Here is a 14032-nt window from a genome sequence, read left to right on the forward strand (position 1 = left end):
AAAAACCAACCTGTTCTAAATCTTCTACTTCATATCCAGCTACATAAATTCTTCTACTAAAGTACTTTATATAGTTTCTAAACCTGTCCACTATGGATTCTATGGCTACCTTATCACCATCTTTTGCCCGCACCACTAGCTCATTTAAATCATTATACATATTCTATTTTCCCCCTTTAAAAATTTAATTAAAAAGTATAATTTTAAAATCTTCTTATGGAAAAACAATAGAAAGAATTATAGATATTCCTCATTATGAATTGAGAAATATCTATAATTATAAATTAAAACATTTAAGGAAGCATTAATACTTGCCTATAAATTAGGTTGCAGAATAGTACCTTAATATGATTCTTAAGTTACTATATGATTTATTTTAATTAACAATAAGGTAGGGCTTAATTCAAATGATAAGTTGACTTGTATTTATTTCCTATAACTATATTATATTACTTTTTATTACATTTTTCAATAGAAACATATAGAAAAATTACGACAATAAACTTGTCCATATGTTGATAAATAAGGGTTTATGGAGTAACTTGTAGATATTTTAAATCCACCTTACCGGTGGATTTAATTCACAATTCACAATNNCTGAGAAGTTTAAAATTGATTTATTTTTAAAGTAACATAGTCACTTCTTACAAAGAACTAGCAATCCTATTGCTAGTAAAATTAATTAAAGAAATTAGTTTGACTAAAACTAATTTCCTCCTGAATTGTGAATTTTGAATTGTGCATTGTGCATTGTTTTAACCTGTTCCCAGAGGTGGAAATTGTGGGGGAATTTTGTCTTATTTTGTTGTAAAATTTGGTATTATTGTGATATAATTAACTGGTATATTTTATGAATTATTGTATTTTATACAAGTTGTAATTATCTAGGTATGGGAGGGAAAATGTTATGTATGAAGTTATTAAATATGGTTCTGTAGGACTTGCTTTTATATGTATAATTTGTATTTTTATATCTTCAAAAAAGAATTCAAAAAACAAAAATAACTAACAATTTTAAGTAAGTCATCTTGAATCTATTATTTTTCAGATGACTAAAAACAAAGGAGAATTTATGAGTAAAAAAGTATACAATATTTTTGCCAGTATTTTATTGTGTTCATTGCTTTTAGTAGGTTGCTCTAGTGGTAATACTCCTAAATTGGATAACACTTCTAAGAATAATACCTTCTCTGGATCTTATGAGAAGGATATTCAAACTTTCAAATCATCTTTTGTGAAAAAAGCTCCTTCAATTGATGAATACGAAAATTCAACACCTCCACCATATGCTTCAGAAATTGAATATGAATCTGATGGATTAAAGCTTAAGGCATGGGTTTTAAATGACCCAAAGGATGGTTATAAATATCCTGCTGTGGTTTTCATGCATGGTGGATTTTCATTTGATGAAAGTGATTGGGCTGTTGCGGAGGACTATATTGATAGAGGCTATGTAGTTATGACACCTATGGTTCGTGGTGAAAATGGAAACCCAGGTAATTTTGAATATTTTTACGGTGAGGTAAAGGATTGTATTGCTGCTGGAAAATATTTAGCTAGCCTTCCTTATGTTGATGAGAATAATGTATTCTTAATGGGACATAGTGCAGGAGGTTCTCTAGGAGTTTTAGCATCATTAACTGATTCACCATATAAAGCTATTGCCACTAACGGTGCATCATATGGTACAGAAATTTATTTTGAACAAAGAAAAGAACGTATACCATTTAAATATAATAAAGATGAAATACATATACGCTCATCTTATGAGTACGCAAATAGTATAAAAACACCAGTTTATTCCTTCGTAGGTAAAGATGATATAGGAGTAATGTACTTATCAGAAGAATTTGAAAAACAAGCCAAAAAATTTAATTCACCATATAAACTAATATCTATAGCTGGAGATCATAACGAATCCCTAGATGAAGCTATACAGTTAAGTGCAGATATATTTGATTCATATGTGGAAAAGAAATAGTTAATTCAATTCACAATGCACAATGCAAAATTATGGATATTTCTCAGCAGTAGCTGAGAAATTTAAAATTGATCCTGTAGCGGCGAACACTGTTCGCCCCTACAATAAAAAACTAGCAATTGTATTGCTAGTTTTTAAATTTTTTTAAAGAAATTAATTCGTAAAGAATCAATTTCATCCTTAATTGTAAATTTTGAATTAAGCTAAGTCGTGTATTGATTTTTATAAATTTATTAACTTTATAAAAATATTAACTAATATAACTACTGCAATTAAGCTTAGTGAAGATACTAGTAGGATTAATATAAATTTAAAAAATTTACTAATTTGCAGCCTACAAATATTATGATTTATGTATATAGCAGTTACTCCACAAGCTCCACCTATAGCACCGAAGTAAAATAAAACTAAAGGCAGCAAGCATAAAATCTTAGCATACCATTTTAGTGGTTCTGCTACTTGAATTACCTCATTACCAACTTTCAGCCTAGGAATTGGATCTAGGCTGAAAGTTTTATTGTTCCAAGAAGCTACACAATTCTCACCATTATTATTGGTAAGAATCATTTCACGTTTTCCTATCATCTCCACAGGAATATCATCAATAAGTAAACGTGGAGGTTTAAACCCACTCTTCTCAACTTCAACTTTCCTACCTTCAAATCCAGCTAAATCAATTTTATACCTCATAAGCCACCTCTTTATGTCAATATATTTATTTAATTCACAATTCACGATGCACAATTCACAATTGTGGATATTTCTCAGCAGTAGCTGAGAAATTTTAAACTGATCCTGTAGCGGCGAACAGTGTTCGCCACATATTACTACATGTTCAATTATAAGATAGCAAAAACTAGCAATTCATTGCTAGTTAAAAAAAATTCATTTAAAGAAATTATTTTGCTAAAAAATAATTTCCACCTCAATTGTGCATTGTGAATTGTGCATTGTGCATTGACTTAAGTTGTATAATTATTTTACATCATTTAGTAAAGATTTTCAATTTATTTTAAATAAATAATAATAAATTAATTATATGATTGAGAATTCGCTATTGTAAATAAAACACTTATGGATAGTTTTCCTTTATGAGAGAAGTTTTAAGTTGATTCTTTTTAAGCTCATTGTATAAGTTCTTATAAAAAACTAGTAATTGTATTGGTATTAAAAAATTGGTTAGATAAACTAATTTAATTAAAACTGCTTTCTATAATTTCCGACTATTAATAGTCTTAGAGTGTTTTACATTATACAGTAAAAATGCTCTAACTTGTTTTTATTTGATTCCTTTATGTAAGAGAATATTATATTGGTTTATAATTATCATTATATATTGATTTTGAATACATAAAAAAGAGAACTAACCATCAGGTCAGCTCTCTTTATTCTGTTACCTAACACTTTTGCAGTGTAAAGTAATTAATCCTTCTTATGCTTTTGTTCCAGGTGCTTTAGCTTTATTATATGTTTTTATTGCTGCATCTAATGCTCCTGTTGCATCTGTTAAGTCTTTTTCTACTGTTGCTGTTTTCTTATCTTCTGCTGCATTTATCGCCTCATCAAATGTCTTAGCAACGTCTGCTGTTACCCATTCTACATCTGTTTCTACATCTTTACCATCTGTACTTGTTGCAACATCTTTTTTAGCTGCTTTTGCTTCATCAATTTTATCAGCTAAATCTTTTTTTGCTGCCGCAATTTTATCTGCTTCTTCTTTAGCTCCAACTTTATCACTTAAGCTCTTTAAAGCAGTTTCTAATTTTGCTGTAGCATCTGTTATTGCTTTAACATCTGTACCAGCTTTTGCTTTTTCTACTTCTGCTTTTGCATTATTTACAGCAGTTATTTCAGCTGCATCAGCTGTTGCGTCTGCTTTACCTATTAATGCATCAATTTTAGCTAATTCAATATCAGCTGCATCTTTTGCATCTTTTAATGCTGCATCTTTATCATTTTCTGTTTTATTTATTCCAGTAACTTTACCGTTAGTATAAGTTGCATCTTTTGCTAATGCTGCATTTCCAGCTGCATCTTCGATGTATCTTGTTTCTCCATCTTTATGATTTCTAACTGTAATTTCATATGCAGAATCTGCTAAATCTTTTTGTGCAATAATTTCAACTATTAATTTAGAATAATCTGTTTCTGTCTTACCATTAACTTCCTTAGTACCAAAAGTTAAATTATATTTATCTGATTTCACTTCTGAATTACCATTTATACGAGTAATTAATAAATCAGCTTTATATTGCTCTAATCTTGAAGCATTATCAACGTCATGTTTTAACTCTTCAGTGAATGGTATAGTTATTTTGTTACCATTTACTTCATAACGCTCATCTTTTTCTAGCTTAACTTCTGGAGAAAGTTCGTCTGCTATTGCTATACCTGCAGTTCCTATCTCAACAATCTCTCCAGTTGCATTTACTTTCATCTTTCCAACAGCTGATCCTGCTGCAGTTTCCATACCGTCTACTGAATCAATAAATACTTTTAGGTTATCAGTAGCTGTAGTAGCTAATTTATCTTTTAATTTGATAACTACAACATCACTATTGTTTGTTTCCACTTCATCTATAGTAACTTTAGTTCCACCTAATTCAACTTTAAAGTTACTTGCACTAGCTTTAGCTATTGCTTGATTGAATTTAACCTTGATAGTTTTTCTATCTTTAGCTACTGCTGGATCTAATATATCTTTATCTTTATCATAATTATAAGCTATAGCTCCTATCTCTTCAACTAAAGCTACATCGCCTGAATATTGGTCAACTATATTTCCTGCTTCATCTTTTAATCCCATATAAGTTAATACTCTTGTATTTCCTTTTCCTTGTCCGCCAAATATTAACTTAGTATCTTTGTTAAGATATTCTGGGAATACTAATTTTACTCCCTTACCACCTTGAATTATAGTAATTTCTGTATCACTTGGTAGTGCACGCTTATGTCCTTTAGTTGTAAGATCATCTTTATCATCTACAATTGTAAGTACATAGTTGCTTGGATTTGCTAAAGTTGAAGCATCCATTTTCTTATCAAATGTTAAAACTACAGTTCTTTCTTTTTCACTTACTGAATAAGAAGGTTTTTTTGGTGAAGTTGTATCTGCTGCATCAATTGTACCTTCGTAATCTAACATAACATTTTGTAGGTAAGTTGAATCTTTAACTCCAGAAATCTTTATAGTGTTCTTTCCTGCTGGAAGTGCTTTATATAAATCAAGCTCTACAATATTCTTTTCAGCACCATAGCTAACTTTGTCAATACCTACTAATTTACTATCTTTATCTTTTATAGTAAAGTATTTAGCATCTAATGAATCCTTATGGATGATTTTACTAAATTTAACTGTTACTTTATTTTTTGCTGTATTAACACTAACACTCTTAACCTTAGGTCTTTCTTGGTCTACTTCTGGTTTAACTTTGAATGATGTTTCTGTTATCTTATTGTCGCTATAATCTTTAACGTCTTCGATATACATTGTCATTTCATAGCCTGGAAGTCTATTGTCACCTTCAAAATAGAACTCATAAGTTGTTCCATTTATTTTCTTATAGTCATCAGCTTTTACTTTCTTATCATCAGATTTTTTATAGTAAAGATTTGATGCTTTTACTGTGTCTGGATCAACATCTTCACTGAAAGTTATTTTCACTTTTTCTAGTGTAGCAACAACTTTCTCTACTTTTGGAGGTGTTTTATCTTCAACAACTGTGAATTTATGCTCAGAAGCTAATGATTTTAATGTTGCATAATCTTCTACACCTTCAACAGATAATTTATAATCTCCTGGTTTTAAAGAATTCTTTTCATATGGAGTTAATATTACTTCTCTTCCTTCATTTTTAACATCACCATAGAATGATTTTCCATCTAACTTAAAGTTGTTTGAATTAACTTTGTTTATTGGTTCATTAAATACAACTTTAATTGCTTTAGTTCCTAAAGACTTAACTTCTTTAACTTCTGGTAATGTATTGTCAATTGGAGTAAATTCATAATCTTTAGCAGTTATTTCTTTATCTCCAGCTATTATTGAATCTACTGTTAATTTGTATTTATCTTGGTTTTTAAGACTTCCATCTACTGTTATTACAGCAGTTCTTCCATCTTCTGATAACTCAACGCTCTTTATTGTAGCTTCTTTATTTAGTGAGTAGTTAGTTTTGTCTTCAGCTGAATCTCTGTCAACTTTCATTCCAAATGTAACTACTACTTCTCTTAAGTTAGTTGCTTTTACTGAAGAAACTTCTGCTTTGTCAACTACATCTTTAACTCCTAGAGCTGTCATTAAATCTTTAACAGTGCTAGTATTGATTCCGCCACCAACTTCATAAACTGTAGCAACTTCGCCTTGTCCTTCTAAGAATTTCTTTTGTCCATCTGCTAATTTGCTTCCAGCTAATACTATTGGAGCTCCTTCTTTACCAGCAACTGGACCTGCTGCTAATGCGTCAACTAATTGGTTTTCTTGAGCTGCGCCATCTTTAGCAACATATACTGATTTAACTTGTTTATCGCCGTAGAATTTTTTCATTACTTCAGCGTTAGTTTCATTTCTGTTAGCTCCGCCAAGTCTTTCTGCTTTTAAATCGCTTTTGATTGAGTCAGCAACAACAGCACTTCCTCCAACAACTACAGCTTCTTTGTCTTTAGCAGCATCTTTAACAGCTCCTAAATCTTTACCATTTGTAAGTAAGATAGCCATGTTGTTTTCAGCAGCTGGTGCAGCAACTGATAATGCGTCTGCTAATCTTCCATTTAATCCGTTAACAACAGCAACTTTTTTAGCATCTAATTCTTTAGCTACTTTTGCTGATGTTTCAAATCTGTCAACACCAGATATTCTTTCTACTTTTAATCCAGCTTTTTCTAATTCAGCAACAACTGCTTTAGAAACTACGCCTTCTCCACCTACTACAAATACGTTTTTAGCTCCTAATTTTTCAATTCTTTCTTTAGTAGCTTTTGTTAATTCTCCAGCATCTGTTAAAAGAATTGGAGCATCTTTTAATTTTGCAAGTGGTGTAGCTGCTAATGCGTCAGCCATAGCTAAAGCGTTAACTAAAACTACGTTGTCAGCCTTTTCCCATTTTTCACTTACTTTTACAGCTGTTTCGTATCTGTTGTTTCCAGCTAATAATTTTTTCTCGATTGTCTCTTTTGATTCAACAGCGAACACGTTAGCGCTCAATGTTGTAAGAGTAGCACCAAGTAATAGTGTTGAAATAACTCTTGAACTTTTTTTCATCTTTTTACTCCCCTTTTCTTTTTAGTAAATTCATTCTGTCTAATGCTAGCTTACGCTTCTCTCAGCATTTTATAGAACATTTCCTTCTTTAGTACATTCACTACAAGATACTTAAATTCATCTCGTCTGCGATCCTTACCATATCTTCTAATGTATTAAGGTATGTTCCATAATTATACTGAGGTGCCTCAGCTGCATTAGAGCTTTGCATGTATAATTTACATATTAATAATTAACAAAGTTAATTTTTAACCAAGTTAATTTTAAACTAAATTAAAATCCCCCATGATATTAACAAAGTTTTATGGATTTTTTCTTTCCATAGAGTATACGTTTATAGTATAATAAAAGTTACCAAGTAATTATTTTTTTAATGAAGATTTAATCTTTGCTTGATTATCTCTTTATTAAAATTTTCATCTTTTTATTTTTCTATGGAATATTTTATCCGTAAACTTGCACTACCTTTAATATAAAAATATTGCAGTATTTTTATATTTAGACATTTTATCATGCTAGGATATTTTCTATCCGTTATTGGATAGTCACTATCTACAAAAAGATAGCTGTGCATTTATTTACTATTACGGATAAGATATTCTCTTTTTTTCTTCTTTTTCCTTTCAACTTTTTTTATATTTTTTTATTTTTTTTGTCTTTTTTCATTGTTTTTTATTTTTTTAAATTTCATACAACTTATCTAAAAATTATGGTAAATGTACCATAATTTAACCGACAAATTTTGCGTTTTTTCTACAATTATGTAATAATTGCAAAATAATTTGTAATTCCTTCAATTAACTTTTTATAAATCCTTGAATAATTAGGCTTAAACTAGTATTTAACTTATAAGAATTAAAAGTTTTTAATTCTTATCAATTTTATTTTAAAATTTTCTAAAAAGTTTATTTTTAATTAAAAATTCATTATATTAAATGCTAACCTTTACCATATATATTATTAATTAACTAATTTTAGAACTTCTACAGTAGCCATTATTGGATTTTTATATCCTTTTACTCTTCCAAAGAAAATTTTTTTTCCTTCTCTATGAGTTTCCACAATAGTTGTTCCTTTTCCGGTGACATCATACCAAACTACTTCTCTATATACATTTTCTCCATCTTCAAGAATAGCTTGTACTTCATCAGGTAATATATAGCTTTCTTCTGGTTTTAAAGTTACTCTTATATCCTGTATAGAAGTTATATCCTCTTCTACTGAAAAAATTTTAGTTATTTTTTTATTAGAATCTTTTTCTTTACCAATATATTTATATTCACCGAGATAAGTGGTATCTATATAGGTAGTTTCTTCTCCCTTAGGATTGTACCAAGTAAATTCTTTTCCTTCATAAACTTTAGGCAGAGATATATCGTAATTTACTAAAAGTTTTTCTACATCATCATCACCTTTAGTAAGTAATGTTATGTTTTTTTCTCCCTGTGGTGATACTATCTTAACTTCCTTTGGAAATGCATTTAATGCCTTTGCTCCTACCACAAACATAAGTATGACTATAAAAGTTAAAAATTTATTACCTTTCATATGAAACCTCTCCTTTTTACAATTGACGATGGACATTCAGCAATTGAAAATTGACAATGGACTATGGACAATTGTGGATATTTCTCAGCGGAAGCTGAGAAATTTGGAATTGATTCTTTTTGAAGTTACACAGTAACTTCCTATAAAAAACTAGCAATAAAATTGCTAGTGAAAAAATTGTTTAAAGAAATTATTTTTCTAAAAAATAATTTCAACCACAATTGTCAATTGTCCATCCTCACTTCTCCATTGATTAAATTCTCCATTGTTTAAGTTCTATTAATAAATATTACCATTATTTTACAGTAATATTCCACTGTAAAATTTAAATTCCTTCATAAAGGAGAAAAGTTTTTAATTTTTTTAAAAATCTAAAGCAAAATAAAAACTAACAATTATATTGCTACATATTAATTATCAACTATCTAACTGTAGTGCAAAACAGCATTCACCATAATATTATTAAATTATGACATATACAAAAGTGGCGAACAATGTTCGCNNCAGAGGTGAAAAAACTAGCAATCATATTGCTAGTTTAAAGGTTCATTAAAGAAATTATTTTGTTCAAAAATAATTTCAACCTTAATTGTGCATTGTGAATTTTGAATTGTGAATTATTTAAAACATTCTATTCATAAAAGCATTTCGTAGAAATAAATTCATTATAAATTCTAATAAATAATTGTTTATTATTATATTTAACATATAGCCTAAAGATACTATATAAATTATTCTGTCTTTATTTACTCTTAAGCTGTTAACTAATCCTAGAGTTATTGATACAAAGAAAGCTACCATTAGTGTAGCTAGTATTGCTACCATAAATACAAAGTTAGCATTGATTAATATTAGTAGAAATAATATTAAATATCCTACGGTATAATACACTAGTGATGAAGTTACAATTTTAAATATATCCATATAAGTGTTTTTGCTTCTAAATATTTTACACATTATATAAATACATAATGTTATCAATAGAGCAAATATTATCATGGAAACTAATGAAATACAAAATATGCTACCTCCACTTAAAATTTTACTGTTTTGTATCTGATTTGCAAGGCCACTGAAGCCGTAAGGCATTCCTCCATATAACATACCTTCTCCAGCAGTAGTAGCGTTTAAAGAGGCTACTAGACGATTAATTACCACTCTTACCATACCTACTGAAAATAATGAATTTATTATTGATATAATTCCTAATAATATCCAAGTAGTACCACTGCTAAGCTTTTCTGTAATCCCCTTCATTGTTTCAAAAGGTCTTGAGAACATTCCCTTTACCAAATTTAAAATACTATACTTTTCTTCTAAATTCTCCTCTGGTGTATAACTCTCAAGTTTTATTTCCTCTTGAAAAGTTTCTTCATTAGTAGTTTCAGTGTTAACTTCAGTATTTTCATTGTTAGCTTCATTCTTTTCTGTATTTTCATCCACAGAAGAATCTTGTTCTAGTTCCTTACCACATACCTTACAGACGCTTATATCTTCATCATAGTGTATGTCACAGTTTTTACAACGCTTCATTTTACTTCCTCCTTATTTTTAATACTTAATATAATTGTAACCTACATAATTATAGTTACATATATTCTTTGCAAAATATTCTTATTTTATAAACGTTAACTTAATTCAATTCATAATTCACAATGCAAAATTCACAATTGTGGAGATTTCTTTTTGAAATTAGCAAGTAACTTCATATAGAAAAACTAGCAATGAAATTGCTAACTAAAAATCAATTAAAAAAATTAGTTTAATAAAAACTAATTTCAACCATAATCCTTCATTTTTCATGCTTAATTCTTAATTATTATAGTTTCTCCATAGCATTAGTTAAATTTATTGGTTCTTGCTCCAAATCATACTGCACCCTTAAACAATTGAGAATTGACTATTGACAATGGACAATTATTGATACTTCTCTTCTATAAGAGAAGCTTTAAATTGATTTCTTTTATAAGAAGTTATGTAATAACTTCTTATAAAAGATACTAGCAATTGTATTGCTAGTAAAAAGAATCAGTTAAAGAAATTAGTTTGGATAAAACTAATTTCAACCTCAATTGTCAATTCTCAATTTTCCATTCTCCATTGCCTTACGCTGCTATGTTCTTCTTATTAGAAATATGCTTTTTATATGGTAGCTTTTTATATATTAGCCAGTAGGTTATTCCTACCATTATAGCTCCACCTAACATATTCCCTAGGGTTACTGGTAATAAATTATGTGCTGCTCCCTTTATTGTTAAGTTAGATAATTTTTCTGGAGTTACATGAGATGCTTCTACAAATAATGCATTACCTTTTGCAAGTAAACCTATTGAAAAATAATACATGTTTGCTACGCAGTGTTCAAATCCGGCTATAACAAATACGAAAATTGGTATAAAACCCATTAATACTTTTCCTGGCACTTCTTTTGCTGCATATGTACCCCATACACTAAGACATACTATTATGTTGCATAAAATTCCACTAAAGAATCCTTGAGATAATGTAAGGTTTGTCTTTGTAGCTGCAACCTTTATGGCATATCCCCCAACTACTCCTCCATTTAACTCAAGTAATCCTGCTCCATATACAAGTCCTGCTATTATTGCTGCTCCTATAAAATTACCTATATAAACTAAGCTTAAGTTTCTTATCATATCTCCAATAGATATTCTCTTTTGTGCCACTGCTACTGATAATAAGCAGTTTCCAGTAAATAACTCTGCTCCACATACCAAAACAAATACTAATCCCACTGGGAAAACTATACCGGACATAACTTTTTGTAATCCGAAATTAGTTATGCTATGTGAAGCCACCGCTGATCCGTATGCTCCTAACGCTATAAATACTCCTGCCAACATTCCAAGAAGCAATGTCTGAGATGTACTATTTTTAGCTTTTTTAACCCCCATTTCTTCAACATACTCTGTTATCTCTAGTGGTGATAACATCAACTTTTCCATTTACTTGCCCCTTTCACTTTACCCTTCTAAAGCATGCTTTCAACACGTTTAAAGGTTTTCATAATCATTATATTAAACAGCACCGTGATTATTATATTTTAGCTTTAGGGGGAAGTCAAGGTTATACAATTGAGAATTGAGAATTGAAAATTGACAATGGACAATTGTGGATATTTCTCAGCAAAGGCTGAGAAATTTAGAATTGATTCTTTTTGAAGTTGCACGGCAACTTTTTATGAAAAAAACTAGCAATTGCATTGCTAGTTAAAAATTAGTTAAAGAAATTAATTCTTTAAGAATTAATTTCCTCCTTAATTGTCAATTGTCCATCGTCAATTCTCCATTGTTTAAGTTGTCCATAGTCAATTTTCCATTGACTAAGTCCTTAATTGGCTAAATTTTCTTTTGTTGTTTTTACTATAGAGTTAAGGATTCTACATATTTCATTACATTCTGTTAATAGATGCCTTGCTTCTTCTGTTTCTAAATATTTTGTTTCTATTAATAGTTCTAGCCAATATTCTGATTCTCTTGCTTCTTTAAGAGATAAGTTCATTTTTGATAAAAAGTCTTTTTTACTTTGTGCTTCTAATGCTTCTTTTATATTTGCACCTATACTTGTACCTGATTTTAATAATTGTTTTGATAAAATAAACTCTTTTTTCTCCTCACTTAAATAGGAAATACTATACATTATACAATTGAGAATTAAAAATTGATAATGGACATTCAGCAATTGAAAATTGAAAATTGACAATTGACAATGGAGAATTGCGGATATTTCTCAGCAAAGACTGAGAAATTTAGAATTAATCTTTTTTTGAAGTTACACAGTAACTTCATATAAAAAAACTAGCAATAAAATTGCTAGTTAAAAATTGATTAAAGAAATTATTTTGTTTAAAATAATTTCATCCTTAATTGTCAATTGTCCATCGTCAATTCTCCATTGATTAAGTTCTCAATTGTCAAAACCATTGTATATTATATATCTGCAGCTCATCTAGTTGCAGGTAGTCTGTTATGAATTCTTTTGGGAAGGTTTTAGCTAGTATTTGTTTGAATTTTGTTAACTTCTCTTCCGCTGGTTTTTCTAGGTCTTCTTCTTTGTATTCTGTTTCTGTGAAGAAAGTTCCTTGAACTTTATAAGCAGTTTCATGATTTACTACATATAGATTGTTTTCTTTATCTAATTTTAAGTTACCGAATACAGTTGGTGGTAATTCTGTTTTCTCTATATTAGAGATTTTATAGTCTTTATTAAAATCTGCGCTATATATGCAATCTTTTACCTCACCAGTTTCTAGGTTTAAGGAAAATGTTTTAAATACTATTTTGCTATAGTCTTTTGAAATTACAGCATCTTGTATTTGCTCTTCATTGTTTTCCATCTCATATATTAATTTATCATTTATATATAGATTAGATTTATGGTTAGGATCATTTCTTTTAGTTTTACTATATAGTAGTTCTTGACCATCATTATATATTCCCATTAAAATACCTTTGACAGAATTTACTTGCTTTTTAGAATTTATATCATATATTCCATAAGATAATACAGATGGATTTATATGAGCTGTAACTAATATATGCTCATCATCTAACCATTTAATCTCTGTTATGTTTTTTAAATCTTCATCTTCTATATCTATAACATCTATTTTTTCTTTTTTTATATTTTGAATCACAATTTGTGAATTATTTATCGTATTTTGATCTTGTTGAAATTTATAGGCTATATTTTTATGATTAGGACTTAGAACAAGTAATTCTTTTCTTTTACTTGGATCTCCTATTACTTTTATTACTTCTTTCTTTTCATCATAAATGTATATATTGTTGTTTCTTTCAAAAACAGCTTTTAAATGTGCTTTTTCCGTCAATTTAACTTTGTTATCATCTTTCTTATCACAAGCATATAATAAGCAGGAAGCTAACACGACAAAAAGCAATAATAAATTAACAAACTTCTTACTTTTACTTCCTTTCTTAACTAGCATTTCCTCTACTCCCTTACTCATACTTTTCCTACATCACGAGAATAATTATACTCCTTAATATATACGTCTATCAATACAGAAAGGTTTTATTTAAGCTAATTTTAATAATAAAAGTTATATAATTGAGAATTAAAAACTGAAAATTTGACAATTATAGACATTTCTCAGCAGAAACTGAGAAATTTAAAATTGATTCTTTTTTAAGTTACACAGTAACTTTTCTATGATAAAATTTAGCAATTGTATTGCTAATAAAAAAATCTATTTAAAGAAA

At 28.9% G+C, this 14032-nt stretch carries 9 protein-coding genes; 1 reads left to right on the forward strand and 8 read right to left on the reverse strand.

Going from position 1 to position 14032, the window contains the following annotated elements; translation table 11 throughout:
• A partial coding sequence (locus B3603_RS23305) for a helix-turn-helix domain-containing protein (protein ID WP_414632393.1) occupies nucleotides 1–160 on the reverse strand: 160 nt, incomplete at its 3' end.
• A gap of 912 nt (nucleotides 161–1072) precedes the next feature.
• Between B3603_RS23305 and B3603_RS20285 the strand changes: the two genes are divergently transcribed.
• Nucleotides 1073–1981, forward strand: a complete 909-nt coding sequence (locus tag B3603_RS20285) for an alpha/beta hydrolase family protein (protein WP_291568360.1) — start codon at nucleotides 1073–1075, stop codon at nucleotides 1979–1981.
• 222 nt (nucleotides 1982–2203) lie between these two features.
• Here the strand turns inward: B3603_RS20285 and B3603_RS20290 are convergent, their stop codons facing one another.
• From B3603_RS20290 to B3603_RS20320, 7 genes are all read right to left on the reverse strand, one after another.
• Nucleotides 2204–2671 (reverse strand): hypothetical protein, encoded by a 468-nt coding sequence (locus B3603_RS20290; protein ID WP_291568362.1) that lies wholly within the window; start codon nucleotides 2669–2671, stop codon nucleotides 2204–2206.
• 742 nt (nucleotides 2672–3413) lie between these two features.
• Complete coding sequence (locus tag B3603_RS20295; protein ID WP_291568364.1) at nucleotides 3414–7241, reverse strand: cell wall-binding repeat-containing protein; 3828 nt, start codon at nucleotides 7239–7241, stop codon at nucleotides 3414–3416.
• Between the two features lie 960 nt (nucleotides 7242–8201).
• A complete protein-coding gene (locus tag B3603_RS20300) occupies nucleotides 8202–8789 on the reverse strand; it encodes an Ig-like domain-containing protein (protein ID WP_291568366.1) in 588 nt (195 codons plus the stop codon).
• 621 nt (nucleotides 8790–9410) lie between these two features.
• Entirely contained in the window at nucleotides 9411–10322 is a 912-nt protein-coding gene (locus B3603_RS20305; RefSeq protein ID WP_291568368.1) for a hypothetical protein, read from the reverse strand.
• A gap of 572 nt (nucleotides 10323–10894) precedes the next feature.
• Nucleotides 10895–11755 (reverse strand): formate/nitrite transporter family protein, encoded by an 861-nt coding sequence (locus tag B3603_RS20310; protein WP_291568370.1) that lies wholly within the window; start codon nucleotides 11753–11755, stop codon nucleotides 10895–10897.
• A gap of 385 nt (nucleotides 11756–12140) precedes the next feature.
• Nucleotides 12141–12449, reverse strand: coding sequence for a four helix bundle protein (locus tag B3603_RS20315; protein WP_291568373.1), 309 nt, complete (start codon nucleotides 12447–12449; stop codon nucleotides 12141–12143).
• Nucleotides 12450–12723: 274 nt separating this feature from the next.
• A complete protein-coding gene (locus B3603_RS20320; protein WP_291568375.1) occupies nucleotides 12724–13779 on the reverse strand; it encodes a hypothetical protein in 1056 nt (351 codons plus the stop codon).
• Nucleotides 13780–14032 lie beyond the last annotated feature (253 nt).

The sequence above is a fragment of the Clostridium sp. UBA2485 genome, from assembly GCF_002341865.1.
Lineage (GTDB): Bacteria > Bacillota > Clostridia > Clostridiales > Clostridiaceae > Clostridium_J.

What these genes read in the sequence shown, in the direction of transcription:
- B3603_RS20315 (WP_291568373.1), bottom strand. Translation starts at nt 12,449, where the DNA reads ATGTATAGTATTTCCTATTTAAGTGAGGAGAAAAAAGAGTTTATTTTA.
- B3603_RS20300 (WP_291568366.1), bottom strand. Translation starts at nt 8,789, where the DNA reads ATGAAAGGTAATAAATTTTTAACTTTTATAGTCATACTTATGTTTGTG.
- B3603_RS20290 (WP_291568362.1), bottom strand. Translation starts at nt 2,671, where the DNA reads ATGAGGTATAAAATTGATTTAGCTGGATTTGAAGGTAGGAAAGTTGAA.
- B3603_RS20310 (WP_291568370.1), bottom strand. Translation starts at nt 11,755, where the DNA reads ATGGAAAAGTTGATGTTATCACCACTAGAGATAACAGAGTATGTTGAA.
- B3603_RS20305 (WP_291568368.1), bottom strand. Translation starts at nt 10,322, where the DNA reads ATGAAGCGTTGTAAAAACTGTGACATACACTATGATGAAGATATAAGC.
- B3603_RS20285 (WP_291568360.1), top strand. Translation starts at nt 1,073, where the DNA reads ATGAGTAAAAAAGTATACAATATTTTTGCCAGTATTTTATTGTGTTCA.
- B3603_RS20320 (WP_291568375.1), bottom strand. Translation starts at nt 13,779, where the DNA reads ATGAGTAAGGGAGTAGAGGAAATGCTAGTTAAGAAAGGAAGTAAAAGT.
- B3603_RS20295 (WP_291568364.1), bottom strand. Translation starts at nt 7,241, where the DNA reads ATGAAAAAAAGTTCAAGAGTTATTTCAACACTATTACTTGGTGCTACT.